The following is a 26944-nucleotide window of genomic DNA, read 5'->3' on the forward strand; positions in this document are numbered from 1 at the left end:
GGTCACTCCGACGCGGAGGGTGGGGTGGGCAAGGTGGGCAGGGCGGCGTCGAGGGCGTCGAGCCCGTACTCCTCCTCGACGTCGACGCCCGTGCCGTACAGCTGGTCCTCCAGGAGGGGCAGGATCTGGGTGCTCCAGATCAGCTCCAGGCCGTCGGGGTCGGCTGCCTGGCGGTTCATCAGGTACGACGGTCCGATCGCCCGATCCGGGTCGCCCAGGCGGGAGTTGAGGGCGTCGAGGAGGTCGGCCGGGCGCTCGGGCAGGCTGTGGCGGTCCAGCCAGCGGCGCAGCAGACCGGCGACGGGCGGGCGGTCCGGGGAGAGCCTGCGGAAGGCGAACCGGCGGCGCATGGCCGCGTCCACCAGGGCGATGGAACGGTCGGCGGTGTTCATCGTGCCGATGATGTAGACGTTCTTGGGCAGGTCGAACTGCTGCTCGGGCGAGTACTGGGTGATGATCGGCTCCTCCCGGTACTCCAGCAGGAAGTACAGCTCGCCGAAGACCTTGGCGAGGTGGGCCCGGTTGATCTCGTCGATGACCAGGACGTACGGGTTGGCCGGGTCCTGCCGGGCCCGGTCCACCAGCAGCTTGAACGGGCCCGGCACCACCTCGAAGACCACCGTGCCGCCGTCGCTCCTGACCGGGCGGAACCCCTCGAAGAAGTCCTCGTAGGTGTAGGAGGGGTGGAACTGCACCAGCCTCGTCCGGTCCGGCCCGGCCACGTGCTGGGCGAGGCGCCGGGCCAGGAAGGTCTTCCCGGTGCCGGGCGGGCCGTACAGGATGATCTGCTGCATCCGCTCCAGTTGGCGTGCGGTGTCCCGCAACCAGCCGACGGGCATGAGCAGTTCGCCCGCGAGGTCCTCGCCGACCGGCGGCAGCTCGATCGGGCGGGTCGCGTCGACCTTGAGCAGCTCCTCCTCGACGGCGTCGGTCAGGTCGGCGGCCTCGGCGAGTTCGGCGGCGACCGTGCTGATGTCGTAGACGGTGGGCGGGCGTTGGAGCTGGCTCTGCACCTGCTCGGGAAGGTCGGCGCGGTGCAGGGGGCGGGTGACGGTGGCCCACTTGACCGAGCGGCGGCGGGCCCGGTCGGGGCCGTCGGAGAGGTCGTACCGGGCCGGGCCCTCGACCGTGCCGACGTGCACGTCGTCGGGGGTGACGGTGACGACGACGTCCCCCTGCTTCATCTGCGAGAGGAACAGGTGGAGTTGGCTCGTAGTCTGGCCCCGGGCCTGTGCGGAGGCCTCCGGCATGGCACGGGAAACGGCTTGCTGGATCGCGTACTTGGGTGAGCCGGCGGGGATCTCCGGCAGTTCCATGAACGAGGTCGAGCAGTATCCGTGCGCCAGCCAGTCCGGGATGTGGTTCTGCCCGTCGACATTGAACCCCCTTACCAGCCAGCCCTGTTGGCCGACCTGGGTCGCCCCGGGGCGCCAGTGGTCCAGCCAGGGATCGGCGAAGAAGTTCACCGGTTCCGCCGACTCCTCCTGCAACAGGCCGCGCAGGACGAGGAGGTCGCGGTCGTCGTCGCCGGTGGGGTCCGGGAGGCGGTCGCGGTAGCCGGTCAGGATGCGCCGCTTGCTCTGGGTACTGGCGATGGGGAGGAAGGTCTCGGGGAACAGGAGTGCCTGGAGGACGTGGACCTGGGCGCGGGCCTTGTTGTGGCCCATGGAGGTGAGGACGGCGCGGCATGTGTCGCGGAAGAGCCAGGGGTCTTCGAGTAGTTCGCGCCTCGCGTGGGGAGGGAGTGCCGTCAGCTCCTCCACCAGCAGCACCAGGAACTGGAACTGCGCCCAGCGGTAGTTGAGGAAGGCCTGGCCACCGTTGATGAACCCGTTGAGCGGGGCGCCGAGTTCGGCCGGGATGGCGATGTCCCGATGGGCCCAGGAGAGCACCTCGTTCAGGATCTCCCGTTTCCTCGGCACGCCTATCTGTTCCGGCTTCAGCGGTACGAGGTTGACGTAGAGGAGTTCCGCGGCGAGGACGATCGTCGCGTGAGGAGCGCCGGCCAGTTGCCGTTCGAGCTTCACGAGGAAGGTGTCTGAGGACTCGTCCGGCTGGTCGACGAACCTGCGCCGCAGGTCGGTCGCCGTGTCGTACGTCCAGATGGTCAGCCCCGGGACGAAGGCGGAGCGGCCGTCGAGCAGCCCGCCCCGGAAGACGCGCCGGGCCGCACCGACGACAGGAGCCCCTTCAACTGTCGTGCCGTGTACGCCCGTTCGTGGCCCACGCTGCTCGATCACGTCCGATGTCCCCCAGTTCGCCCCGGCTCTCGCGCCGCTCATCGTAGGCGCCGCCCCGGAACCACACCGCCAGGACGATCGGATAGACCAGGTAGCCGAAGCGGGTGGCCGGTATCAGGCACATCGCCAGGCCCAGGCCGACGGCCAGGCGGTCCGCCGCCGCCCGGACCGTGTGCGGCGGCCGGACCACGAGTGACGCGGCCACCGCGACGGCGCTCGCGACCAGCAGCGCGACCGCGAGGACGAAGCCGCCGGGCACGTACTCCGCGAGCAGATGCCCGGGCAGCGGGCTCGTCGCCGGGGACTGGACGCTGCCCTTGCCCAGCGGGAACAGCACCACGTGCTCGACGAAGGCGTGGGGGCCGGCCGGCGCGACCGGTATGACAGCCGCCGCCGCTGTCAGGAGGGCGGTCGCCGTAGCCCGTACGGCCGTGCTGCGGCCCGCCGTGACGGCGATCAGGATCAGGGCGACGGGGAGGAGGGGCCAGGCGGCCCACTTCAGGGATGCCGCGGCGCCTATCGCCAGCCCGGCCGCGACCCCGGCCGCGACCCCGGCCCCGACCGCGACCCCGGCCGCGACCCCGGCCCCGACCGCGACCCCGGCCGCGACCCCGGCCCCGACCGCGACCCCGGCCGCGACCCCGGCCCCGACCGCGACCCCGGCCGCGACCCCGGCCCCGACCCCGGCACCGGCACCGGCACCGGGTCCGGCACCGGCACCGGGTCCGGGTCCGGGTCCGGAATCGGCCTGGCCCGCCAGCGCCAGCCCCAGGCACATCAGCCCGATCACCGGCAGGTCGACCCCGCCGACGGCCAGGGCCTGTCCGGCGGATCAGGTCGGAGGAGAGCACCCGTACTGATCCGCCGGACAGGCCCCAGGGGCAGGGCCACTGCCGGGAAGGAGACCAGCAGCGCCGTACGGGCCGCGCCGGCCGTCCGCCCCGTACGGGATCTGGTCGTCGCGTAGATGCAGGCCACGAAGGCCGCGCAGAACCACAGGCGGGCGTCCGTGAGCGGGGCCAGGGGCGTCGCCCAGGAGGGGCGTGGGGGAGGCCGAAGAGGGCCATGCCGGGCAGGTACGGGTTGTAGTCGTCCAGGGTGGTCGGGTGGGGCGGGTACGGGCTGCCCGTGTGCAGGAGCAGGGCGCCCGAGTGCTCGACGACCCCGACCTCGGACTGGGCCCCGCCGAGCACGATCAGCAGGGCCAGGGGGAGCAGTACCGCGCCGACGGTGGCCGTGCGCAGCGCCCGGCCCGTCCAGGGGCGCGGGGCACGGGCCGCCAGGATCGCCGCCGTGCCGTAGCCGAGGGCCGCGCAGACGCCCCACACGCGGTGCGGGGTCAGGGATGTGACCAGCGCCAGGCCGAGGGCGAAGGCGGCGCAGGCCAGGAGGTGGACGACGTCCCAGCGGACCGGGGCGCGGCGAGGGTTTTTCCGGCCGCTGGGGCCGCCGGGACGGGTGCCGTGGCGGTGGTCGTGGCGGGTGCCGTGGCGGTGGTCGTGCTGGGCATGGGTGGGCTCCTGCCGGCTCCGGCTGACGGGTGAGGTGATCGCCTGGGGTGATCACCACCAATGTCCCTTCCGGACCGGCCCGCCCACCTCGCCGAAAGGTCACTGTTCGTGACCGGCGAGATGCGCTGCTCGACCGATCGGCCGAGGGAGTGAGCGGAGAGATGTGCGTGAGCTGTTTGCCGTCTATCTGTTAGCAAACCTTCTCGTTTTGATGTCCATCACGTTTCAGGAACGGAGGGCGTCAGCTCTTGACGCATGACAGGACATGGGGCTCTTATTGCCGCCACGATGTTTGGTCAAGTTGATTTCTGGTCGTTTTAGATCAGCATGGACCCAGCGTAGTCGTGACCTTGCTCCCCGTTTAGGGGAGTCTGTCCTCAGGAGCCGTCATGCACCACACCCCCTCCGGTCTGTCCGTCCCCGGTCCCAGCCGCCGCACCCTGCTGCGCGGGATCGGCGGCGCGGCGGCGCTCGGCGCTGCCGTCCCGCTGCTGAGCGCCTGTGGCGGCGACAGCGACTCGGGTTCCGACACGAAGACCGTCACCCTCGGCTCGAACTCGTCGGACGCCGTGCCGAAGAAGGCCTTCGCCGAGATCTACGCGGCGTTCACGAAGAAGACCGGCATCAAGGTCGACGTGAACACGAAGGACCACAACACGTTCCAGGAGCAGATCAACTCCTACCTCCAGGGCACCCCGGACGACGTGTTCACCTGGTTCGCCGGTTACCGCATGCAGTTCTTCGCGGGCAAGGGCCTGGCCAGCCCGATCGACGACGTGTGGACGAAGATCGGGAGCAACTTCCCCGACGCGATGAAGCAGCTCAGCAAGGGCGCGGACGGCAAGTACTACTTCGTGCCGCTGTACACGTACCCCTGGGCGATGTTCTACCGGAAGAGCGTCTTCAAGGAGCACGGCTACGAAGTGCCCACCACCTGGGCGCAGTTCATCGCGCTGTGCAAGCAGATGAAGGCGGACGGCCTGGTCCCGATCGCCTTCGGCGACAAGGACGCCTGGCCCGCGCTCGGCACCTTCGACCAGATCAACTTCCGTACCAACGGGTACGACTTCCACACCGAGCTGATGGCCGGAAAGGCATCCTGGACCGACGCGAAGGTTCGCGCCACGTTCGACAACTGGGCCGAAATTCTCCCCTATCACCAGGAGGGCTCGACGGGCCGAACCTGGCAGGACGCGGCCCAGACGCTCGTCTCGAAGAAGGCCGGCATGTATCTGCTGGGCACCTTCGTGGGCCAGCAGTTCACGAACGCGACCGATCGTGAGGACCTCGACTTCTTCGCCTTCCCGGAGATCGACCCCTCCTTCGGGCAGGACACGGTCGAGGCGCCCACCGACGGCTTCATGCTCAGCAAGTCGCCGAAGAACAAGGCCGGTTCGGTCCAGCTCCTGGAGTACCTGGGCACTCCGGAGGCCGAGCAGATCTACCTCAAGTCCGACCCGAACGTCGTCGCCGCCTCCACCACCGCCGACACCTCCTCGTACAGCGCCCTCCAGAAGAAGGCGTACGAGATGATCAGCGGCGCGAAGAGCCTCACCCAGTTCATGGACCGCGACAGCCGGCCGGACTTCACCTCCACGGTGATGCAGCCCGCGCTGCAGAAGTTCATCCGCGATCCCAAGGGCATCGACAGCCTGCTCTCGTCCATCGAGCGCCAGAAGAAGACGATCTTCGCCTCCTCATGAGCACCTTCGATTCGAATCCCGTGATCCCGGGGGCGGCCGACGCGCCGCCCCCGGGCGGTACCGTCACCCCCTCGTCCCCGCAGCGACTCAAGCCGCCCCAGGGGCACAAGCGGCTCCTCACCCGCAAGGACAGGGTCGCCCTCGGCTTCATGGCCGGGGTGCCGACGTTCCTGCACATCGCCCTCGTGTGGGTGACGGCCTTCGCCTCGGTCGCGCTGGCCTTCACCACCTGGGACGGCATCGGCTTCGGCTCCATCGAGTGGGTCGGGCTGCAGAACTTCCGTGAACTGTTCGACAGCAACCCGCAGTTCTGGCCGGCCGTCCAGCACAACGTGATCTGGTTCGTCGCACTGATCCTGATCCCGACCCCGCTCGGTCTGTTCCTGGCCGTGCAGCTGGACAAGAACATCCGGTTCAGCCGGGTCTACCAGACGGCGTTCTTCCTGCCGGTCGTGGTCTCCATGGCGGTCATCGGCTTCGTCTGGCAGCTGGTCTACAACCCGGACACGGGCCTGATCAACAGCCTGATCGGCGCCAACAAGCCCGGCCACTACATCGACTGGATCGGCGACCCGGACCTCAACCTCTGGGCCATCCTCGTCGCCGCCGCCTGGCGGCACACCGGCTACATGATGATCCTGTACCTGGCCGGTCTGAAGGGCGTCGACCCGTCGCTGCGCGAGGCGTCCTCGCTCGACGGCGCCAACGAGTGGCAGACGTTCAAGAACGTCATCTTCCCGACCCTGCGTCCCACCAACACGATCGTCCTGGTCGTCACGATCATCGAGTCGCTGCGCGCGTTCGACCTCGTGTACGTCTTCAACGGCGGTGCCGAGGGCACCGAGTTGCTGTCGATCCTGGTCACGAACAACATCATCGGCGAGTCCAGCCGGATCGGTTACGGGTCCGCGATCGCCGTCGTGCTGCTGCTGATCTCGCTCGTCGTGATCATTCCGTACCTGGTCAGCACCTTCCGGAAGGAGCGGCGAGCATGAGCGCCTCCACCCTGGCCGTGAAGGGGCGCGCCCCGGTCCGCCCCGGCCGCGTGCTCCTGCACGTCTTCCTCGTCGTCATGTCGCTGGCCTGGCTCGCGCCGCTGCTGTGGGCGATGTACGCGGCGCTGCGCCCGTACTCCGAGACCAGCGACAAGGGCTATGTCTCCTGGCCCGACAAGCTGAGCTTCTCGAACTTCACGAACGCGTTCACGCAGTCGGACATGACGCACTACTTCGTCAACACGCTGATCATCGCCGTGCCGGCGGTGCTGCTGACGCTGTTCCTGTCGTCGATGGTCGCCTTCTACGTCAGCCGCTTCGACTTCCGCGTCAACCTGTTCCTGCTCCTGGTCTTCACGGCGGGCAACCTGCTCCCGCAGCAGGTCATCATCACCCCGCTGTACCGCCTCTACCTGCTGGTGGACCTGCCGGGCATCACCGACTCCGGCAAGCTGTACGACTCCGCGCTGGGCCTCGTCCTCATCCACATCGCGTTCCAGTCGGGCTTCTGCGCGTTCGTGCTGGCCAACTACATGCGGATGCTCCCGCACGAGCTGACCGAGGCCGCGCTGGTCGACGGCGCGTCGGTGTGGCGGATGTACTGGCAGATCGTGCTGCCGCTGTGCCGCCCCGCGATGGCCGCCCTGGCGACCCTGCTCTCCATCTGGATCTACAACGACTTCTTCTGGGCCATCGTGCTCATCTCGACCGGCGAGAACATGCCGATCACCTCGGCGCTCAACAACCTCTCCGGGCAGTACTTCACGGACCCCAACCTGGTGGCGGCGGGTGCGTTGCTGACAGCGATCCCGACACTGATCGTTTACTTCGCGCTGCAGCGGCAGTTCGTCAGTGGTCTTACCTTGGGCGCCAACAAGGGCTGACGCCATGTAGGTTGCCCGGCTAGTCGAAAGAGAACGACACGTGTCCCTCCCCTTCATACCCGTTGCCTCCGTGCCCGTGGACGTCCGTCGCGCCCGCGTCCACGAGGAGGGCTGGCAGTCCTGGAGCCCCAGCGGCGCCTACGCCCCGGGCGACAAGCCGTACCGCCCGACGAACGACAACTGGGCGACGGTCTGCTACCGCCCCGGACACCCCGTCCCCGAAGGCGTCTTCCAGGGCGAGGGCCTGCTCGCCCTGGACCCGGGCGACGGATCCCCGGTACGCCTGTGGGCGGCACCGGACCCGACGCGCCAAGTCCCCTCCATACGCCTGGAGTTCAAGGAGGGCGGCCGGGCGGAGGTGAGCGCGAACGGCCCGGTGACATCGGTGACGGGTGAGGGTGACATCCAGGCGGCACTGGCGAGTTGGGCCGAGGGACGCGGGCTCCCGGCACCCCGCCCGGCACCGACGGTCTGGTGCTCCTGGTACGAGTACTTCACCGGGGTCACCGAGGACGACATCCACGAGAACCTGCGCGCGATGGACGTCCTCGACCTGCCCATCGACGTCGTCCAGATAGACGACGGCTACCAGAAGGCCCTCGGCGACTGGCTCACGCTCTCGGGCCGCTTCCGCTCCCGGGCCGGCATAGCCGACCGCATCCGCGCGGGTGGCCGCCGGGCGGGCATCTGGACGGCCCCCTTCCTGGTCGACCCGAGCAGTGAGTTGGCCGCCGATCACCCGGACTGGCTGGTACGGGACGCGGCGGGCGCGCCGCTGCACGCGGGCCGCAACTGGGGGCACGACCTGTACGTGCTGGACACGACCCACCCGGCCGCTGCGGCGTATCTGACCGAGGTGTTCACGACCCTGCGCGCCGAGGGCTACGACTACTTCAAGGTCGACTTCCTGTACGCGGGCGCGCTGGAGGGCGTACGGCACGGTGGTGAGGACGGCGGCGAAGAGGGAGCGTTGGCCGCGTACCGCGCGGGAGTTGCCCTGATCCGGGAGGCGATAGGCGCGGACGCATACCTCCTGGGCTGCGGTGCCCCGATCCTCCCCTCCCTCGGCCTGTTCGACGCGATGCGGGTCAGCGCGGACACCGCCCCGCACCGCCGTCCCGAGGCCGGCGACTACTCCCAACCCGGCCAGGACGCCGCCGAGTTCACCGGCGTAGGACGCCAGTGGCAGCACGGCCGGCTCTGGGTCAACGACCCCGACTGTCTGATGGCCCGCCCGGCCGTGGAGACCCGGGAGCGCTGGGCGGCGCACGTCGAGGCGACCGGCGGCCTGATGGCGTCGAGCGACCGCCTGTTGTCCCTGGACGAGTGGGGCGTGGAGACAACGCGCCGCCTCCTGACTGGAGTTGACCGATGAAGCGCGAACTCGCCCTCCCCGGTATCGCGTACGGGGGTGACTACAACCCCGAGCAGTGGCCCGAGGAGGTCTGGGCCGAGGACATGCGGCTGATGCGCGAGGCCGGGGTCACCATGGTCAGCGTCGGCATCTTCTCCTGGGCGCTGCTCGAACCGGCCGAGGGCGTCTACGACTTCGGCCGGATGGACCGACTCCTGGACCTGCTCCAGGAGAACGGCATCGCGGCCGACCTGGCGACTCCGACGGCGGCTCCTCCGGCCTGGTTCTTCAAGGCCCACCCGGAGGCGCTGCCGGTCGACAAGGACGGCGGCCGACTGTCGTACGGCAGCCGCCAGACGTTCTGCCCTTCGAGCCCTGCCTACCGGGAAGCGGCCCTGCGGATCGCGGACGCGCTGGCGAAGCGCTACGCCGACCACCCGGCGGTCGCGATGTGGCACGTCCACAACGAGTACGGCTGCCACAACCCCGCCTGCTACTGCGACGAGAGCGCGGAGTCGTTCCGCCGCTGGCTGCGGGACAAGTACGAGGACCTGGACGCGCTCAACGAGGCCTGGGGGACGACCTTCTGGAGCCAGTGGTACTACGACTGGGCCGAGGTGATCCCGCCACGCGCGACGGGTGCGGTCCCGAATCCGACGCACCAGCTGGACTGGCGCCGCTTCTGCAGCGACGAGCTGCTGTCGCTGTACAAGGCGGAGCGGGACGTGCTGAGGGCGGCGGCGCCGGAGACTCCGGCGACCACCAACTTCATGGTGATGTACAACTTCGACGCGCTGGACTACTGGCGCTGGGCCCCCGAGCTGGACGTGGTGTCGAACGACCACTACCTCCGCTCGACGGACCCGGAGTCGGAGATCGACATAGCGCTGAGCGGCGACTTGATGCGCTCGCTGGCAGGTGGCCCCTGGCTGCTGATGGAGCACTCCACGGGCGCGGTGAACTGGCAGCCGGTCAACAGGGCCAAGACGGCGGGGGAGTTGCGCCGCAACGCCCTCGCCCATGTCGCCCACGGCGCCGACGGCATCGCGTACTTCCAGTGGCGGGCCGCGAAGGCGGGCGCGGAACAGTGGCACTCGGCGATGCTTCCACACGCCGGCACGGACAGCCAGATCTGGCGTGACGTGGTCGAACTGGGCGCGGATCTAAGGGCGTTGGCCGAGGTGCGTGGCAGCACGGGCACGGCCTCGGTGGCCATCGTCTGGGACTGGGACGCCCGTTGGGCCCTGGAACTCCCCTCCCAGCCGAACGGCGAACTCCGCTTCCAGGACCTCGTACGGGACTGGTACGAGCCGCTGTGGCGGGCGGGCGTGGCGGTGGACTTCGTACGCCCGGGGGACGAGTTGGAGGGATACCGGCTGGTGCTCGCGCCCAGCCTGTACCTGGTGGACGAGTCCGGCGCGGCCAACCTCACCGCCTTCGCGGAGGGTGGCGGCACGCTGGCAGTCGGGTTCCACAGCGGGGCCGTGGACGCCAACTGCCATGTGCGGCTGGGTGGTTACCCGGGAGCGTTCCGAGAGGTGTTGGGGGTGCGCGCGGACGAGCTGTTCCCGTTGCTGCCGGGTGAGTCGGTGGGGCTGGGGGAGGGCCGTACCGGTTCGCTGTGGTCGGAGCGGTTGCGGCTGGAGGGGGCGGGGGCGGAGGCGGTGCTGTCGTACGAGGACGGTCCGCTGGCCGGTGTCCCGGCGGTGACGCGCAACTCGGTTGGCGCGGGCGTGGGTTGGTACGTGGCGACCCGGCCGGACGCGTCGACGCTGGGGGCGCTGCTCGGGCGTATGTGCGCCGAGGCGGGGGTCGCGGCGGGGCGGGTGACTCCGGTGGGCGTGGAGGCGGTGGTGCGGCGGGGACCGGATGCCGACTTCCTCTTCCTGATCGACCATGCGGGCGGCGGCGCCGAGGTCGAGGTGGCGGAGGGCGCGACCGAACTGCTCACCGGGGAACGGGTGGTGGGTGGTTCGTCGGTGCGGGTTCCGGCGGGCGGAGTGGCGGTCGTACGGGAGCCTCGCGGGCGTCAATAGGACCATGTACGCCCTCTTGATGAGGTATCAGGTGGCTCGTACTCTGCTCCCCTGGATCGTCGACCAGGGGAGCTGGGTTGGCTACGGCACTGTCCGAACCGTCCGACGAAGAGATGCTCCAGGCTGTTGAGCGTTACCTGTCCGGGCGGGGTCGTGGGGTGCGTCTCATCGTTCCCGGCACGGCGGGGCTGACCAGGCGTCCGTTGCTCGACTTCCGTATCGACCGCCGGTTCGAAGAGCGGCGTGGCGGACTGGAGAGGCGGGTGCCGGGAAAGAAGCTGAAGCAGATCTCCAAGCGACCGACCTACATCGACCTTGCCACCCATCCCGTCGACGTGCCTGCCGGCTTTGCCCCGTCGCCGCCGGTGAAACTGGTACTCGCGGGCTCGGTCGCCGAGGAGCCGTGTCCGGACTGCGCCGCCGGCAAGCGGGACTGTGACGCGTGCGGAGGGAGCGGTACGCAGGACTGCCCGAAGAGGGTGAAGTGCGCAGGCTGCGGCGGTGGCGTTGACTCGTGCTGGTCGTGCGGCGGCACCCGCAACAGGGGCAGCAGGAAGCCGCCGGTGAGCGCTCGGAGTCAGACGAGAACCGACTGGTGCAGGCGCTGCGGCGAGCACGACGTGGCCTGCCCCAAGTGCTTCGGCCGGCAGACGATGACCTGCCGGGTCTGCGACGGGAAGGGACACCGCCCCTGCGACGCGTGCGGGGGCTCGAAACGCGTCCAGCACAAGCCATGCGCGGGAACAGGGTTCTTCACCACCTTCATCGAGGCGGTGATCACCCACCCCGTGAAGTCGGACCAGGAACGGGTTCCGACCCCGGCCCACCTCTGGTGGCCGGCCCGGCGGGCAGACTGGCGCCGGGAGGTCCTGACCAGCGCCACCGACAAGCTCCCGGCCGACCTGCCGGACACCCTCCGTACTCAGGTCGAACCCCAACTGGCCCTGGCGGAGCGGGAAGTGGCACGCCAGGCGACCCTCCGCTTTCTGCCGGTCGCCCGCGTCACGGTCGAAGGGGACCCGGATTGGGTGTACTTCGCGTTCCCCGAACGCCCGGAGACCGGCGGTGGACTCAAAGTCGCCCGGAGGCCGGCGAGGCAGCGGGTCGTCCGGCTCGCCGCCATCGCATCGGCGGTGGTCGTGATCGCCGTGCTCGTCACCTGGCTGGCCATGAAGGCGATCGGCTGAGCGCGCGCCTGGCATCGTGCACGCCGAGAGCTACTCGGCTTCGAAGAGCTCCGCCGCGGACGCGACGGTGAGGGCACGGGTGAGCCAGGTGCGCAGGAGGCCGAGGTCGCCGCAGCTGGTGATCCGCTCGCGGGCCTCGTCGGGCACGCGGATGCCGCGTTGCTCCAGGACGAGCAGTATGGCGCTGGCCTGACCTTGGGCGATGCCTTCGTCACGGCCCTCGCTGCGACCTTCGTCGCGGCCCTGCGCTCGGCCTTCGTCGCGGATTTCTTCCGCGATGTAGGACTTGTAGAAGGAGAGGTCCACGGCCACCAGTTTCCTCCAGTACTGCCTTGCCGAGCGGTCGCCCAGGCCTTGTGCGGTGAATTCGATGATCGGGTCGGCGATGTCCTCGGGCTCGCCCTGCAGATGGACATTGCCTATGGCACATGCAGAAGTGAGTCCCGCTGTGAGCGTAGGAGTTCAACACGGCCTGGCAGCGGCAAAGTTGGCGATGTTCACCCTGAGGAGTGAAGGGCCTCGGGAGCCGGTTTGCCGAACCGGCAACAGATCTCGCGTACGCCGGACCCCCACCGCACGATTGCCAGTAACCGCCAACGGTTGCTCATCGCCGATGTACGGAGGCCCCGTGCCGCCCCACCCGCACCCCCTCACCCACCGCCTCGTCCCCTCCCCCGCCGGCCGGATCCACCTGGTCGAACAGGGCAGCGGACCCCTGGTCCTGTTGCTGCACGGGTTCCCGGAGTTCTGGTACTCCTGGCGGCACCAGCTCCCGGCGCTGGCCGCCGCCGGATACCGTGCAGTCGCCATCGACGTCCGCGGCTACGGCCGTTCCTCGCGCCCCGAGGCGACGAGCGCGTACCGGATGCTCGACCTGGTCGAGGACAACGTCGCTGTCGTGCACGCCCTCGGGGAATGTTCCGCCGTGCTGGTCGGCCACGACTGGGGCGCGACGATCGCCGCGACCTCCGCCCTGGTCCGCCCGGACGTGTTCCGCGCGGTCGCCCTGCTGAGCGTGCCGTACACCCCGCCCGGCGGACCCCGCCCCAGCGAGGTCTTCGTGCACATCGGCGGCGAGGACGAGGAGTTCTACGTCTCCTACTTCCAGGAACCCGGCCGCGCCGAGGCCGAGATCGAATCCGACGTACGCGGCTGGCTGGCGGGCTTCTACGCCGCCCTCTCCGCCGACACCATGCCCGAACCCGGCGCCCCGGACCCGCACTTCGTGACGCGCGGCGGAATGGGAGGTGGAACAGGAGGCGGCACCCTGCGCGAACGCTTTCCCCGCGACCGCCGCCCGTCCTGGCTCACCGACCACGAACTCGACGTCTACGCCGGGGAGTTCGAGCGCACAGGCATGACGGGCGCGCTGGCCCGCTACCGCAACATGGACCGCGACTGGGAGGACCTGACGAACGGCGGCCACACCGGCGCCCCCGTCACCCAGCCGTCACTGTTCATCGGTGGCTCCCTGGACGCCTCCACCACCTGGCTGGCCGACGCGATCAAGGCCTACCCGGTCACCCTCCCCGCCCTCACCGGCTCCCGCATTCTCGAAGGCTGCGGCCACTGGCTCCAGCAGGAACGCCCGGCGGAGACCAACGCCCTCCTGACGGACTGGCTCGACTCCCTGCCCTCCCTGCCTTCCATGCCCGCCGCCACTACCACCACCGATGGCGGTCACTGACGATCCGTCGGTCACCGAGCGGCTGCGTGTCCAGGGCGTTGCCTTTGGGGAAGACCTCGCGGTAGTGCTCCAGGGCGGCGGCGGACGCCTGTACGGGGTGGGTCAGGACGTTCCAGCGCACGCCCGGGGTGTAGGGACAGACTGTGGTGGAACCGAGGTAGCGGTAGGACTCGGTGCAGGTCGGCAGGAGGGTGTCGAGTTGTACGTCGGGTACCGTCCAGGAGCTCTCGGGGCCTTCGGCTTGCCGGGCCGAGGACAGCAGCTGGTCCAGGGAGTCGTTGGCCTGCCCGGGATGTACGAAGACGGCGATGACCGTGTACGCGAACTTCCCTTTCGCGACCTCGCGCTTGTACTTCATGTGCTGCTCCAGGGGGAAGGCCACCCCACCGACGGTGTGCTCGGACGGCGTGTGCCAGTGCACGTCGACCAGCCGGTAGGTGTCCTCACCCACACTGAGCAGACACTTCTCTCCGCGCGCCGGAACAGCCTTCACGGCGCCCTCGTTGTCCCGGGTACAGCCGCGACAGTGCGGATCCGGACCCTCGTGGTGCAGTTCCATGTCCAGCCTCGTCGGATGGTGGAGCCGCAGCGGCGGCAGGGCCGAGCAGTCGGTGTCCTGCGGGCGGATGTCGACGGGGCTCTGCGGAGGCGGGCAGTGGTCTGCTGACGATGAGGGCGCGGTCTGGGACATGGGTGTACACCTTCGGCTGTGAGTCGGAGGGCGCGGCGCAGGCCTGGCGGGAGCCACCGCATAGCCTCCCCGCGCCGCCACGCCCGAACTCGCAAGGTCACCCGTACTGCTGAACGGGCCGCCCGATCCTCAAGGGCCCTCGTCACACCAGGTGATCAGCAGTCGATGGCGCCATCAGCGTGACGTACGGCCGCGACCGCAACCGAAGCGGCCCTTGCAGCGCTCTGGACCTGTGATCCGCAATTCGCCGGTGAGGAGACAGAGATGACCCCCTTGACCCCCTTGACCCCCGTGACCTCCTGGAGCAACGAGAGCCTCGGTTCGTGTGCCGTCGTCGACCCGTACGCCGCACACCCAAGTGACGATGCCTGGCCGACTGCCGTCCAGCCCTGCGACGACATCGACTACTTCCTGCCGCCGCCCAACCCTGCCCACCGCCTCGACTACCCCCTCACCCCGCACGACCACCAACGCCTCGCCCTGCACGCGGCACTCACCGTCGCCGGCATCCCCCCGATGCCCGAAGATCGTGCCGTCATCGACCAGCTGAGCGCCCTGCCGGCAGACGTCAACAACACCCTCCAGCGCTGGCTGCACCACGCCCTATGAGACTTGGAGGAGCGCCGGGTCCGCCTGAGCACACGCTCGCCCCGGAGGTCTGCCGGAGTGTCTGCGGTCGGTGTGCCAATCAGGCGGAACCCGAGCCACGGTTGCTGGGTTCGCCTCGACACGACCTCATGAACGCCTCGCCCCTCAACCGAACACCCCTGGCGCCGCTCTCAGGAACCTCTCGTCCCCCGGAGTGACCCGCCCCCGAGGGCCCCGCTGCCTGCAGGACGACATCGGGATCGAGGCGCCCGTACACCGCGTACCGGCTGCCGGCCGCCACCCGCCCGTCGAGCACGAACAGGCGGTACTCGACCGCGAACGTCACGATGTCCGACACCAGTACCGCCGTGTCCGGGGAGACTCCCTCGCCCGTACGGGGGTGCCGCGCGCCGTCCGCGTACACCGCGGCCGGGAACGACTTGTCGCTCGGCGGTTTCGCGAACACCGGGTGCCGGGCCTGCCACGCCTCCGCGAGCGTCGTCAGCTCCACGCGCCGTCCCGTGAACTCCTCCGGCAGCTCCGCCAGCCAGTCGTCCGGCGGTTCCAGCAGTCCGAGGGCGAGGGCGTCGGCGATGTCGGCGGCGAGCGGGCCCCCGCACCAGTGCACCGCCGCTTCGGCCGACGCCGTCAGGGCCCCCGCATCAGCGAGCGACCGCACCGCCATCCCCCGCCCGGCCGCCGCCTCCGCGAGCAGCACCGTCGTACTGGTCCGCTGTCCCGAGGTGAGGAACACCGAACTCCGCCGCCCGACCCCGCCCACGACTCGTCCTCTCCCGCGCTAGATCCCCTTCCGGGCCAGATACCCCTCCACCCGCCCCATCCCCCAAACCTCACCGATCTTGTGCCGGATGTCGAACAGGTTTGCTGCGTGCACCTTCGTATCCCGGTCCCCCACCGCCTCCTCCACCACCACCGGAACGAACCCGTGCTGCATGGCGTCGAGCGCCGTCGCCCGTACGCAGCCGCTGGTCGTCAGGCCCGCGATGAGGAGGGTGTCGATGCCGTGGGAGGTGAGGTACGTGGAGAGGGCCGTGCCGAAGAAGGCGCTCGGGTACTGCTTCGTCACCGTCAACTCTGACTCCGCCGGTTCCAGGCCCTCTATGAACTCGCCGAACTCGCTTCCCTCCACGAACGCCCGCAGGCTCGGCACCTTGCGGTAGAAGACTCCTCCGTCGCTGCCGTCGGGGCGGAGTACGACTCGCGTCACGATCACCGGGATTCCGGCCCGGCGGGCTATGGACAGCAGCTCTCGCATCGCCTTCGCCGCGGCCTCCGCGCCCGCCCCCGCGTAGAGGGGGCAGGCCGGATCGACGTACGCCCGGGCCGGGTCCACGAGGAGGAGGGCGGGGGAGGTGCCCGGCGTCAACTGGCCTGCCAGTCCCGCCCGTTCGTAGTCCGCCTCCTGGGACTCCGCCTCCTGGGACTCCGCCCCCTGAGGACCCGCCTCCCGAGGCTCCTTCTCCCGAGGACCCGTTGTACTCATGCCGAACTCCCCCTCCCCGCCCGGCACTTCATCAGCGGCTGGATGCGGGTGCCGAAGTTCTCCAGGCCCTCCAGGAAGTCGTCGAAGACCAGCATGATGCCCTTAGTGCCCGACACCCCGGCCACCTCGTCGAGCATCCTCGCCACGCTCTCGTACGAGCCGACCAGCGTGCCCATGTTGAAGTTGACCGCGCCCTCGGGCAGGGCGATCGTCCGGGCTGTCGACGTTCCCGTGGACGTCGTGTCCGCGTCCGTCTCGCCGGCCATGTACGCCAGCGCCGCGCGGTCCGCGTTGTCGTGGTAGTCCTGCCACTTGGCCTGGGCTTCCTCGTCCGTCTCCGCCGAGATGATCATGAACAGCGACAGGGCTCCCACGTCCCTGCCCGTTCGTTCCGCCTCCTCCACCAGCGTCGCCGTGCTGCCCGACAGGGCCGTCGGGGTGTTCACGCCGCTGCCCAGGATGAAGTTGTACTCCGCGTGCTCCGCGGCGAACTTCATGCCGGTGCCGCTCTGGCCGGCCGCGACGATGTCGATGTGGCCGTTCGCCGGGCGCGGGGAGAGGACGCAGTCGTCCATCTCGTAGAAGTCGCCCTTGAAGTTGGTGACGCCGTCGCGCCACAGGTCCTTCATGACGGTGACGTACTCGACGGCTCGCGCGTAGCGGTTGCCGAAGTGGTCGTCGCCGGGCCACAGGCCCATCTGCGCGTACTCGCCGGGGGCCCAGCCGGTCACGATGTTGATGCCGAAGCGGCCGGGGGCGATCGAGTCGACCGTGACCGCCATGCGCGCGACGATCGCGGGCGGCAGGGCCAGGATCGGGGTCGAGGCGTAGAGCTTGATGCGGTCCGTCACCGCCGCCAGGCCCGCCATCAGCGTGAACGACTCCAGGTTGTGATCCCAGAACTCGGTCTCGCCGCCGAAGCCCTTCAGTTTGATCATCGACAGGGCGAAGTCCAGGCCGTGCGCCTCCGCCTTCTGCACGATCGCCTTGTTCAGCTCGAAGCTCGGCATGTACTGGGGTGAACTCTTCGAGATCAGCCAGCCGTTGTTGCCGATGGGGATGAAAACACCGATGTCCATGCCACTCCTCAGACGTTCCACGGACCTTCTACGGACCTTCTACGGACCTTCTACGGACCTTCCGTGGACAAATTGAAGTTCTTGACAGTCAGTTACGTTCAAATCTCAACTGTCCGTCAATGGGACGCTACATCGTCGCTATGACGGTGATATGTCACACAACTTGCCCTGAGCGTACGGTTGTTGGTGTCCACGCGGCTCCCGTAGGGTCTGCCTCCAGGGCTGGTGAAGGTGGCCGCAGGTGTCGGTGAGATTCCTGCAAAGTCGCGCATCAGGTGGGATGGAAACGGTAAAACTTCGAGCATGAACGCACGGCTGGCACTGCTCAGCTCGGTGGATCCCGGGGTCGCGGAGAGCGAGGTCTTCCGGCTGGCTCTCCAGCACGCCGTGGCCGAGCTGGGCGCGCTCGGGGGAACGATTCACCTCCGAGGTCCCATGTCGGCCCTGCGCCTGGTGTCGGCCACCGGGCTGCCCACGGCCCTCACCGGCCCCTGGGAGATCATCGACCAGGAGGGCCCGCTGGCCCCCGCCCGCGCCCTGCAGGAGGAGTACCGGGAGGGGCACGGGGTGTGGATCCCGGGGGTGGCGGCCGAGCGCACCGACCCCACGGTCCCGATCAGCCCGTCGAGCGCGCCCATACCCGGCAGCGGACTCGCCGCCGTGCCCGTCATCCGCGGTGACCGCAGCATCGGCGCCCTTACGGTCATCACCGGCGACCGGGGTGAACCGACGCCCGCCCAGTGGCAGTTCCTGCGGGCCGTCGTCGCCTGGACCGAGGAACGCATGGTCCAGGCGCCCCCGCCGGCCGGCCCCGTCCACTCCGAGCTGAGCGGCGACCGGCTGCGTCAGGCCCTCAAGGAGGTCCGGGTCGGCTCCTGGGACTGGCACATCACCAACGGCGAACTCATCTGGGACGAAGCCGCGATGGAGCTGTACGGCACCCGGCCCGAGGAGTACACCGCCCGCGTCGAGAACTGGATGCGCTGTGTCCACCCCGATGATCTGGGGCCGACCCTCGCTCTCGTCGACCAGGCGATCCGCGGCCACTCGGTGTTCGAGGCCGAGTACCGCGTACGGGGCCTGGACGGGACGTACGGCTGGCACCAGGCGCGCGGCCGGGCCACGTACGACGAGAACGGCGAGCCCCTGCGGATGATCGGCATGGGCTGGGACAGCAACGAGTCGCGGACCGCCCGGGACGCGCTCAGCCGCGCCCTGCGGCACATGAGCGACGGGTTCCTCGCGGTCGACGACACCTGGCGGATCACCTTCGCCAACCTGGAGGCCGAACGCACCCTCGGCCTCTCCGAGGACGAGCTGTTCGGGCGCATCCTCTGGGACCTGCCCACCGCGCGCGAGCTGCCCGGCCTGGAGCGCCGCTGCCGCAAGGCCGCCGCCGAGGACAAGCCGGTCGGCTTCGACATACGCGTGCCCGGCACCGGCCGCCGCTACCACCTGCGACTGGTCCCGGGCCCCGACGGCCGCACCCTCTACCTCCAGGACGTCACCGAGAAGCGGCGGCTCGCGGAGGAACGGCAGGCCGACGAGCGTGCTGCGTCCGAACGCGCCGCCCGGATAGCGGAGTTGACCGCCGCCCTCGCCAAGGCGACCACAGCGCGGGACGTCGTCGACGCGGTCGCCCGGCGCGTACTGCCGCCGTTCGCCGCCTCCGGACTCATCGTCCAGACCATCGAGGACGGCCGGCTGCGCACCGTCGGAGCCATCGGCTACGAGGACGACTTCCTCGACATCGTCAGCGACGCCCCGGTGACACCCGGCTGGCCCAGCTGGGACGTGATCAGCACCGGGACCCCCGCGTTCTACTCGACCTCGGCGGACTTCGCCGCCTGCTATCCCGCGCTGGCCGACCTGCCCGGGCGCAGCGGCAAGCAGGCCTGGGCGTTCCTGCCGCTGACCGCGTCCGGCAACACCTTCGGCGTCTGCTCGGTCAGCTTCGACCGCCCGCGTGGTTTCACCGAGGAGGAACGCACCCTCCTCACCACGATCAGCGCCCTCGTCGCCCAGGCCCTCGCGCGGGCCCGCCTCTACGACGACGAGCGCAGCCGCTCCCGCGAACTCCAACGCGCCCTGCTGCCGAGCGAGTTGCCCGACCTGCCCGCCTGTACGTCCGCCGCCCGCTACCTCCCCGCCGCCCAGGGCATGGACGTCGGCGGCGACTGGTACGACGTCATCCCGCTCTCCGGCGGCCAGGTCGCGTTCGTCGTCGGCGACGTCATGGGCCACGGTCTGCCCCAGGCGGCCACCATGGGCCGGCTGCGCACCGCCGTACACACCCTCGCCGACCTCGAACTGCCCCCCGACGAGATCATGAGCCATCTCAACGACATCGTCGGCAACATGGGCGAGGAGTCGTACGTCACCTGTCTGTACGCCCTCTACGACTCCATCACCCAGACCTGCTCCATCGCCCGCGCCGGACATCCCCCGCCCGCGATCGTCCACCCCGACGGCACGGTCTACTTCCCCGACCTCACCGCCGACCCGCCCCTCGGCGCCGCCGAACCCCCTTTTGAGACCGTCGAGTTGAAGGTCCCCGAGGGCAGCCTGCTGGTGCTGTACACGGACGGTCTGGTCGAGTCGTCGAAGCGGGAGATCGACGAGGGCATGGGTCAACTGGCCCGGCTGTTAAGAGGTGCGTACGAGGCGGGCGAGCAGGACGACCTCGGACAGCTCTGCGACACACTCACGGCGGGACTGCTCCCCGCCGAGCACCCGAGCGCGGACGACGCGGCCCTGCTCATCGCCCGGCTGCACGCCCTGACCGGCGACCGGGTCGCCTCCTGGCCGCTCCCGGAGGACCCGAGGGCGGCCGGACAGGCCCGTCGCCATGTCCGCGAACAGCTCTCCGTCTGGGGCCTGGACGACCTCACGGCCACCACGGAACTGCTGGCGAGCGAGCTGGTCGGCAACGTCGTACGGCATGCCAAGGGGCCGCTCCAACTCCGGTTGCTGCATGGTGCGGAGCTGATCTGTGAGGTGTTCGACGGCAGTCTGACGATGCCGCGTATCCGTCGGGCGACGGAGACGGACGAGGGGGGTCGGGGGCTGCAGTTGATCACCGCGCTGTCGCAGCGGTGGGGGACGCGTTACACGCCCAACGGGAAGTGCATCTGGACGGAGCAGGCGTTGCAGCCGCCGGTGGAGGGCCGGAAGGGGGAGGTTTCGGATGACGCGCTGGAGTTGATGTTCTTGAACCCTGGGGAGTTTGATGACTTTCCGGAGTTGAGAGGGCTCGGGGATCTGAACTGACCTGGACGGGTCGTGTGTTTGCCGCGGCCCGGTGGGGGCTGGTCGCGCAGTTCCCCGCGCCCCTGAAAGAGCAAAGACCAGAGACCAAAGACCGGCTAGTTCTGGTAGACCCTGTCCTTGCCGGGGCCGCCCGAGAGGGTGTCCTTGCCCGGGCCGCCGTGTATGACGTCGTTGCCGCTGTTGCCGAAGATCCTGTCGTTGCCCTTTTCGCCGTACAGGCGGTCGTTGCCCCTGCCGCCGTAGATGAGGTCGTCGCCCGACCTTCCGTACGCGACGTCGTTGCCGTCCCCGCCGTTCAGGATGTTCCGGTCCCCGTCCTCGTTGTCCTCGCCGGTGAGTGAGTCGTTGCCGGCGCCGCCGTAGCACGCGTTCGAGCACCCGGTGAGGATGTCGTTACCGGCGCCGCCGAGTGCTCCGAGGCCCCAGACTCCGCCTCCGCCGACGAGGCGGTCGTTGCCGTCCTGGCCGTAGAGCACGTCCCAACCGGTGCCTGTCAGAACGTCGTTGCCCTTGCCGCCGTAGATCGCGGAGTACGCGGTGCTGTTGGCGTGGATCGTCGCTGTGTCGTTGCCGTCGCCCAGGTCGACGTCGTAGATGTCGGAGTCGTCGGAGCCCACCGGGATGTGGACCGCGCAGCGGGCGACCGTGCGGTCGGTCTCCGAGAGGTACACGCACTCGTCCTCGTCCGCCGCGCTCTGGTCGATGGTGATGGGCGCGCGGTCGCGGAAGGTGAGGATGTAGTAGGCGTCGAAGTCGTTGTCGCGTACCTCGATCTTCACCGAGACCGTCAGCCGGTTCGACTGGCCCGTGGTGGCCTTGTACCAGAGCTCACCGCCGGTGTGGCGCAGCGATCCGGCGCTCGGGGTGGCCGCCTGGGCGGCCGGGGCCGTGAGCGCGGCGGCGCCCAGGGCGAGGGTGAGGGTGAGAGCGGTGGTAGTGGCGGTGGCGATCCTTCTGCTCGTGCTGTTCGTTCTGTTAGTCCTGTTCGCAGGCATGCGGGAGCAGCCCCTTCGCGGGTGTCGTGGTGTGGTTTCTGATTACCCGTTAGACAGCGGACCCGGGGCGGAGGTTGTGCTCCGGAGCGAACCCTTGTCGCCGTTCGCCCCTCTATAGAAGGGGGTTGATGTACAGGAGGCGCCGAGCGGGACGAGGGGGCAAGGAGTCAGGTGCGGGTCATGGGCCAGCGTGGGCACCTCGTGCTGCTCACCGCCTGGACGATCCTGTGGTTCGTCCTGGTCGAGCCGCACGGCGGCTTCTCCTGGCACTACCTCCGCACCGGCGGCGAGCTGATCTACGAGCGCCCCGGCAGCCCCGACGGCGGCCTGAACCTCTACGCCCACCACCCCGAACTCCAGATGGGCCCCGTCAGCTTCCTCGCGGCGGGCCTACTGAACCCCTTCCCCGAGCACGTGGGCCAGTTCCTGGCAGCCGCCGTGATGTCGTTCCTCGGCCTGGTCATCCTGGTGGTGGCCGGACGCAGCGCCGCCCAGTACTTCCTGGGCACCGGCACCAACCACCAGCGCCTGCGCCAGCGAGTCCTGATCGCGGGCTTGGCGTTCATCCCGATGTGGATAGAGGTAGCGGTCCGCTTCGGCCACCTGGACGACGTCCTTGCCCTCTTCTTCACGGCCTTGGCCGTACGGTCCCTCACCCGCGGAGACGCGACCGCGACGGGCATCCTCCTAGCCCTCGCCGTGGACGCGAAACCGACAGCGATAGCCTTCCTCCCCCTCCTCCTGGCCCTGCCGAAGGCGAAGTGGCCCCGCGCCAGCCTCTGCTGCGCTGCCCTGATCGCGGTCGTCTGGCTGCCGTTCTTCCTCGGCGCCCCGCACTCGTTCGCCGCCGCCGAGTTCGTCATCCCCAACCAGCCCGCGTCCGCCCTGCGCCGCCTCGGCGTCGGCGACCCGGTGACCCCGCCCTGGGTCCGCCCCACCCAGGCGGCCGCCGGTCTGGCCTTGGGCTGCGTCGCGGTGTGGCGCGGACGCTGGCCGGCGGTCGTCCTGCTCGGCGCCAACGCCCGCATAGTCCTGGACCCCAGCGTCTACACGTACTACACGGCCTCGGTCCTGCTGGGCACCTTGCTCTGGGACGTGATCGGACAGCGCCGCCTGGTCCCCTGGTGGAGCTGGATCGCCCTGCTCACCCTGTACGGCAGCGTCTTCGCCGTCCCCGACGACGCGGCCCGCGGCCTGGTCCGCCTGGGCTTCGTCGTCGTCTCCACGTCGTACGTCCTGCTCTGGCCGGTACGGGACCGACGGCGCCGGCGCTCCCCGACGCCGGGTTCTGGACAACGGGGGCCTGCTCCTCAGGCCTCGGCGGACTTACCGAGCCGCGACTCGTGGGCCTCGGCGAGGAAGAGGTAGCTGCTGGCGGTCCAGGTGCAGGCGCGGCCGCGCAGGCCGGCGCCGGTCAGCGCGTCGAATGACGACCAGGACATCCACGAGTACGCCGACCTGTCCCGCCGCGACTCCCAGGGGATCCGGACGACGCCGGATCTGCCGGGGTTCACGGCGAGGCTGGCCTGAGGAGAAGTTGCCGGTGGGAACCGTGGGGTTCGCGGTGCGGCCGGGTGCAGCCCGGGTGCAGTGGGCGGAGCCGGTGGAGACCGCGCGACGGCCGAGCCGAGGATCAGCGTTTCTTCTTCGTCTTCCGCTGCTGCACCGGGGTCCATTCGCCCCGGTGCAGTTGGCAGCGGGAGTAGCCGATCATCGCCGGATTCCGGCACCGCTTGCCGGTCGTGGTGTTCGTCGACCCGCACCTGACCTGCTTGCCCATGAGCCCTCACCTGTCCGGTCGAAGGTGTCGCGTGCCGACCCATCGTCACCGGCCGGAGGAGCCCGGCGCCCTGCGTGCGGCCGTAATCGGCCGGTTCACTCCCCTTTATGCGTGGATGACGACGTTCACGAACCTGCCGGAGGAGCCAGCGGCGCCCGGCTGACCCGTATCTTCGACTGCCCGTGCGGGCGTTCCTCCCAGTCCTGCATGAAGCGGGCCTCCAGGCCGTGGCGGCGGGCCAGGGCCAGGAGGGTCTCCGTGCGGTAGTAGAAGTCCTCGCGCAGGACCTGGTGTTCGGTGCCCTCGGTGCGGTCGAAGGTGAAGTCGAAGAAGCCGGTGTCGGTCAGTATCCGGCCGACATGGCTCAGGCACTCCTCGATGACCTCCGGCGGTGAGTGCGAGAAGACGCTGTGCGCGTGGACGACGTCGAAGTGGTCGCTGGGCAGGAAGTCCAGGGTGAGGTCGCCGGTGATGGTGAGGTGCGGCAGCTTGTCCTGGAGGCCGCGCTCCGTGAGCGTCTTCTTGGCGGCGACCAGGATGTCGGGCGAGATGTCGATGCCGTAGTAGTGCCCGGTGTCGAGGTGCTCGATGAAGCGCCAGCCGCCGCGCAGGTTGCCGCAGCCGATGTCGAGCATGCGGTGCTCGGGGCGCAGCCCGTGCTCGACGAGGTAGTCGAACTGCATCTGCCCGAGTGCCAGCCAGCGGTCATGGGTCCGGCTGCCGACCGCGGCCTCCGGACTGCGGGCCGTGTCGGCGGCCATCACGGCCCGGTAGTAGCCGACGTGGTCGGGGTGCTTCATCCGCAGCCAGGCGTCCCGGCCCGCGCGGCGCAGGTACGGGGCGACCCGGCCGGGGTTGCGCAGGGCGTAGCCGACCTTGTGGGTGAGGGCGGCACGGTTGCTGCGGATCTTCTTCGGCGACTTGGTGTCGGCGGGCATGGTGATGCGACCTCCGTCGTACAAGGAGCTTCGTACCGAGGGCCTTCGTACAAGGGTCGGCCCGGGGTGTGGGGATGACAACCGGGGGGTGGGGTGGTAGCCCCGGGATATGGCCTGGTGGCAGGGCCGCCATGGCCTGGTGGCAGGGCCGCCGACGCGGTCAGACGCGTCGGCGCAGCAGCAGCGCCGTGGCCGCCGTGAGCAGGAGCGCGAGGCCGCCGAGGACGGCGGTGTCGGTCCACTGGAAGGCCCAGTAGTCGCCGGCGGGATTCGCCTCGTAGAAGCGGGAGACGTACCCGCCCTCGGCCATGCACCGTCTCAGCTCGGCGCCGGACGGGTAGGGGCAGGTCAGGACGTCGTCGCGGCGCCCGGAGGCGGTGATCAGGCCGTAGTGGCCGACCGACCACTTGTCGGCCATGGACTCCTTGGGGGCACTTCCGGCGCTGATGTAGGTGCGCGGCGGGACCAGCAGACGGGTCCGGTGCGCCCACTCCAGCAGAAGCGTCATCCCTCCGGTCACCAGGAGGGTCAGGCTCATCGCCGCCAGGACACGGCGGGCCAGCAGCCCCAGCAGGGTCCCGGCCGCCAGGCCGAACAGGGCGGCGGCGACGACGCGCGGGCCCGAGCCGCCGAGTGCCGTGTTCTCGTACCAGAAGAGGCCGTAGCTGTGGTCGGCGGCCGGTCGCCACCACCACGCGAACACTCCCGCGAGCAGCCCGGAGAGCACCACCGTGCTCACCGCGGCGAGGGCGAACCGCGAGGTGAACCACTGGCCACGGCTCACCCCCTGGACGAGAACCGTGCGATGCGTGCCCAGTTCCCGGTCGCGGCCCAGCAACGGGGCACCCCAGAAGACGCCGATCAGGATGGGCAGCGCGAGGTTCAGCACGCCGAGGTAGCGCAGCGGCTCGATGTCCAGCAGCAGGGGCAGCCCGGTACCGGAGCCCGCGCAGGACAGCGGCCCGGGGTCGCAGTGGTCGAACAGCCCGCTGCGCAGGTCGCCCAGGATGCCCGCACGGGAGTACGCGGCAACCGCACCGACGACGACCAGGACGACCGCACCGACACCGACGAGCACGCGCTGCTGACGCCAGGCGAGCCAGAGGGAGCCGTTCCAAAGGGAGCTGCTTCGAAGGGAGTTGCCCCAAGGAAGGTTGCTCCGGAGGGAGTTGTTCATGCCGCAGCCGCCTCGGAGCGCGAAGTGTCGTCGTCGTTCGCCCGGAGCCGCCCGACCAGGATGTCCTCCAACTTGGGCCGCTCCACATGCCAGTCGCCGCTCAGCGGACCGCGCCGCCGGATCAGCGCGGTCATCTGCCGCCCTGTGACCCAGAGTTGTACGACGGTGTGCCCGTCGGCGGCCAGGGTGTCGGCCTGGTCGGCGTGCCCGGTGATCAGGACATGGCTCTCGCGCAGCGCGTTCGCGTCCTCGCTCAGCTCGACCCGGCCGCCCCGCAGCAGCAGCACCCAGTCGCAGGTCTGCTCCAGCTCGGGCAGGACGTGCGACGCGAGCACGATGCTGGTGCCGTACTCGGCGGCCTCGGTCATCAGCGCCGCCATGATCTCGCCGCGCGCCACGGGGTCGAGGTCGGCCATCGGCTCGTCGAGCAGCAGCAGTTGGGGCCGTTTGCCGAGCGCGAGGGCAAGGGCGACCCGGGTCCGCTGCCCGGGGGACAGTTCACCGACGCGGACGGTGAGCGGGATGCCGCCCTCCTGGACGGTCCGCTCGGCGGCGCCCATGTCCCACTCGACGTTCAGCTTCTCGCCCATCCGCAGGGTGTCCGCCACGGTGAAACGCGGGTAGAGCGCCTTCTCCTGGGTGAGCAGCGCGACCTTGGCCCGCGCCTCGGGCGTACCCGGTACGGCGTCCAGCACCCGTATCTCCCCGTCCCCGGCCCGCAACAGCCCACCGGCCAGCTGCAACAGGGTGCTCTTCCCGGCGCCGTTGCGCCCGACGAGGGCGGTGATCCGCCCGCCGGGAACGGTGAACTCGCAGTCCCGCAGGGCCCATTCACCCCGCGCCCGATACCGGAACCCGAGCCCCGTGGCACGCAGCGCGGCGGGAGAGTCGCCCCCGGTGCCCCTGGTCATACGTCCTCCTCGATCTTCTGCCTGTCATGGGCGTCCAGGGCGGCGGTGACCATGGCCAGGACGTCGGCGCGTTCGAGCCCAGCGGCCCGCGCCCGTGAGGTCCACTCGGCCAGGTCGGCACGGAGCGGCGAATCGTCCTCCGCACCGGGCCGGGCGAGCGACCGCGTCACGAACGTCCCCAGCCCGCGCCGCAGTTCGACCAGGCCGGCCTGCTCCATGTCGCGATAGGCGCGGAGCACGGTGTTGGGGTTGATGGCGGTCGCCGCCACCACCTCCCTGGCCGTGGGCAACTTGTCCCCGACCTTCAATGTGCCCATCCGCAGCGCCCGTTCGGTCTGCTCGACGATCTGCACATAGGCCGGGACACCGCTGCCACGGTCGATCCGGTACTCGACCACGTCACCATCCATGCTT

25 protein-coding genes are annotated in these 26944 nt (G+C 69.8%); 11 read left to right on the plus strand and 14 right to left on the minus strand.

Features of this window, described 5'->3' with window-relative positions; all coding sequences use genetic code 11:
• Positions 1-2: 2 nt before the first annotated feature.
• Positions 3-2240 (minus strand): AAA family ATPase, encoded by a 2238-nt coding sequence (locus LUX31_RS23510; RefSeq protein WP_235476946.1) that lies wholly within the window; start codon positions 2238-2240, stop codon positions 3-5.
• Positions 2191-3030 (minus strand): hypothetical protein, encoded by an 840-nt coding sequence (locus LUX31_RS23515; RefSeq protein WP_328285687.1) that lies wholly within the window; start codon positions 3028-3030, stop codon positions 2191-2193. Before LUX31_RS23515 ends, LUX31_RS23510 begins: the two co-directional genes overlap by 50 nt.
• A gap of 253 nt (positions 3031-3283) precedes the next feature.
• On the opposite strand from LUX31_RS23515, the gene LUX31_RS23520 reads away from it, so the two are divergent.
• The 7 genes from LUX31_RS23520 to LUX31_RS23550 all read left to right on the plus strand — a co-directional run bounded on the left by LUX31_RS23520 (position 3284) and on the right by LUX31_RS23550 (position 11910).
• Positions 3284-3784 (plus strand): hypothetical protein, encoded by a 501-nt coding sequence (locus LUX31_RS23520; RefSeq protein WP_235476947.1) that lies wholly within the window; start codon positions 3284-3286, stop codon positions 3782-3784.
• A 356-nt stretch (positions 3785-4140) separates the two neighbouring features.
• A complete protein-coding gene (locus tag LUX31_RS23525) occupies positions 4141-5454 on the plus strand; it encodes an ABC transporter substrate-binding protein (RefSeq protein ID WP_235476948.1) in 1314 nt (437 codons plus the stop codon).
• Positions 5451-6449 carry a carbohydrate ABC transporter permease gene (locus LUX31_RS23530; protein ID WP_235476949.1) on the plus strand — a complete coding sequence of 333 codons (999 nt, stop codon included), beginning with the start codon at positions 5451-5453 and terminating at the stop codon, positions 6447-6449. The genes LUX31_RS23525 and LUX31_RS23530 overlap by 4 nt, the downstream gene beginning before the upstream one ends.
• A complete protein-coding gene (locus LUX31_RS23535) occupies positions 6446-7333 on the plus strand; it encodes a carbohydrate ABC transporter permease (protein WP_235476950.1) in 888 nt (295 codons plus the stop codon). The genes LUX31_RS23530 and LUX31_RS23535 overlap by 4 nt, the downstream gene beginning before the upstream one ends.
• Positions 7334-7373: 40 nt before the next feature.
• A complete protein-coding gene (locus tag LUX31_RS23540; protein WP_235476951.1) occupies positions 7374-8708 on the plus strand; it encodes a glycoside hydrolase family 36 protein in 1335 nt (444 codons plus the stop codon).
• Positions 8705-10723, plus strand: a complete 2019-nt coding sequence (locus LUX31_RS23545) for a beta-galactosidase (RefSeq protein ID WP_235476952.1) — start codon at positions 8705-8707, stop codon at positions 10721-10723. Before LUX31_RS23540 ends, LUX31_RS23545 begins: the two co-directional genes overlap by 4 nt.
• A gap of 77 nt (positions 10724-10800) precedes the next feature.
• Positions 10801-11910: a hypothetical protein gene (locus LUX31_RS23550; protein WP_235476953.1), complete on the plus strand. Its 1110-nt coding sequence runs from the start codon at positions 10801-10803 to the stop codon at positions 11908-11910.
• Between the two features lie 30 nt (positions 11911-11940).
• Here the strand turns inward: LUX31_RS23550 and LUX31_RS23555 are convergent, their stop codons facing one another.
• A complete protein-coding gene (locus LUX31_RS23555; protein ID WP_235476954.1) occupies positions 11941-12222 on the minus strand; it encodes a hypothetical protein in 282 nt (93 codons plus the stop codon).
• 301 nt (positions 12223-12523) lie between these two features.
• Here LUX31_RS23555 and LUX31_RS23560 point away from each other — a divergent pair, with 301 nt between their 5' ends.
• Complete coding sequence (locus tag LUX31_RS23560; RefSeq protein WP_443045990.1) at positions 12524-13597, plus strand: alpha/beta fold hydrolase; 1074 nt, start codon at positions 12524-12526, stop codon at positions 13595-13597.
• Here the strand turns inward: LUX31_RS23560 and LUX31_RS23565 are convergent.
• On the minus strand, positions 13572-14288 hold the full coding sequence (locus LUX31_RS23565) for a carbonic anhydrase family protein (protein WP_235476956.1): 717 nt from the start codon (positions 14286-14288) through the stop codon (positions 13572-13574). The genes LUX31_RS23560 and LUX31_RS23565 overlap by 26 nt on opposite strands.
• A 264-nt stretch (positions 14289-14552) precedes the next feature.
• Here LUX31_RS23565 and LUX31_RS23570 point away from each other — a divergent pair, with 264 nt between their 5' ends.
• Positions 14553-14897, plus strand: a complete 345-nt coding sequence (locus tag LUX31_RS23570) for a hypothetical protein (protein ID WP_235476957.1) — start codon at positions 14553-14555, stop codon at positions 14895-14897.
• 79 nt (positions 14898-14976) lie between these two features.
• Here the strand turns inward: LUX31_RS23570 and LUX31_RS23575 are convergent, their stop codons facing one another.
• The 3 genes from LUX31_RS23575 to rutA are packed head-to-tail and all read right to left on the minus strand — an operon-like array spanning position 14977 to position 17459.
• On the minus strand, positions 14977-15657 hold the full coding sequence (locus tag LUX31_RS23575) for an ATP-grasp domain-containing protein (protein ID WP_235476958.1): 681 nt from the start codon (positions 15655-15657) through the stop codon (positions 14977-14979).
• A gap of 18 nt (positions 15658-15675) precedes the next feature.
• Entirely contained in the window at positions 15676-16380 is a 705-nt protein-coding gene (locus LUX31_RS23580) for an isochorismatase family protein (RefSeq protein ID WP_268828186.1), read from the minus strand.
• Positions 16377-17459, minus strand: coding sequence for a pyrimidine utilization protein A (gene rutA, locus LUX31_RS23585; RefSeq protein WP_235476959.1), 1083 nt, complete (start codon positions 17457-17459; stop codon positions 16377-16379). The genes LUX31_RS23580 and rutA overlap by 4 nt, the downstream gene beginning before the upstream one ends.
• A 303-nt stretch (positions 17460-17762) precedes the next feature.
• On the opposite strand from rutA, the gene LUX31_RS23590 reads away from it, so the two are divergent.
• Complete coding sequence (locus LUX31_RS23590; RefSeq protein ID WP_235476960.1) at positions 17763-20729, plus strand: SpoIIE family protein phosphatase; 2967 nt, start codon at positions 17763-17765, stop codon at positions 20727-20729.
• A 95-nt stretch (positions 20730-20824) separates the two neighbouring features.
• On the opposite strand, the gene LUX31_RS23595 is transcribed toward LUX31_RS23590, so the two are convergent.
• Positions 20825-21724 (minus strand): calcium-binding protein, encoded by a 900-nt coding sequence (locus LUX31_RS23595; RefSeq protein WP_235476961.1) that lies wholly within the window; start codon positions 21722-21724, stop codon positions 20825-20827.
• A gap of 180 nt (positions 21725-21904) precedes the next feature.
• Here LUX31_RS23595 and LUX31_RS23600 point away from each other — a divergent pair, with 180 nt between their 5' ends.
• Entirely contained in the window at positions 21905-23092 is a 1188-nt protein-coding gene (locus LUX31_RS23600; RefSeq protein WP_235476962.1) for a hypothetical protein, read from the plus strand.
• Here LUX31_RS23600 and LUX31_RS23605 read toward each other — a convergent pair.
• The 6 genes from LUX31_RS23605 to LUX31_RS23630 all read right to left on the minus strand — a co-directional run bounded on the left by LUX31_RS23605 (position 23035) and on the right by LUX31_RS23630 (position 26940).
• Complete coding sequence (locus LUX31_RS23605; RefSeq protein WP_235480204.1) at positions 23035-23238, minus strand: hypothetical protein; 204 nt, start codon at positions 23236-23238, stop codon at positions 23035-23037. The genes LUX31_RS23600 and LUX31_RS23605 overlap by 58 nt on opposite strands.
• Positions 23239-23357: 119 nt before the next feature.
• Entirely contained in the window at positions 23358-23504 is a 147-nt protein-coding gene (locus tag LUX31_RS23610; RefSeq protein WP_235476963.1) for a hypothetical protein, read from the minus strand.
• A 125-nt stretch (positions 23505-23629) separates the two neighbouring features.
• Positions 23630-24442 (minus strand): class I SAM-dependent methyltransferase, encoded by an 813-nt coding sequence (locus LUX31_RS23615; protein WP_235476964.1) that lies wholly within the window; start codon positions 24440-24442, stop codon positions 23630-23632.
• A gap of 160 nt (positions 24443-24602) precedes the next feature.
• Positions 24603-25619, minus strand: coding sequence for a transporter (locus tag LUX31_RS23620; RefSeq protein ID WP_235476965.1), 1017 nt, complete (start codon positions 25617-25619; stop codon positions 24603-24605).
• Positions 25616-26530: an ATP-binding cassette domain-containing protein gene (locus tag LUX31_RS23625; protein ID WP_235476966.1), complete on the minus strand. Its 915-nt coding sequence runs from the start codon at positions 26528-26530 to the stop codon at positions 25616-25618. The genes LUX31_RS23620 and LUX31_RS23625 overlap by 4 nt, the downstream gene beginning before the upstream one ends.
• Positions 26527-26940: a GntR family transcriptional regulator gene (locus tag LUX31_RS23630; RefSeq protein WP_235476967.1), complete on the minus strand. Its 414-nt coding sequence runs from the start codon at positions 26938-26940 to the stop codon at positions 26527-26529. The genes LUX31_RS23625 and LUX31_RS23630 overlap by 4 nt, the downstream gene beginning before the upstream one ends.
• Positions 26941-26944 lie beyond the last annotated feature (4 nt).

The organism is Streptomyces sp. GQFP (genome assembly GCF_021545335.1).
Taxonomy (GTDB): domain Bacteria; phylum Actinomycetota; class Actinomycetes; order Streptomycetales; family Streptomycetaceae; genus Streptomyces.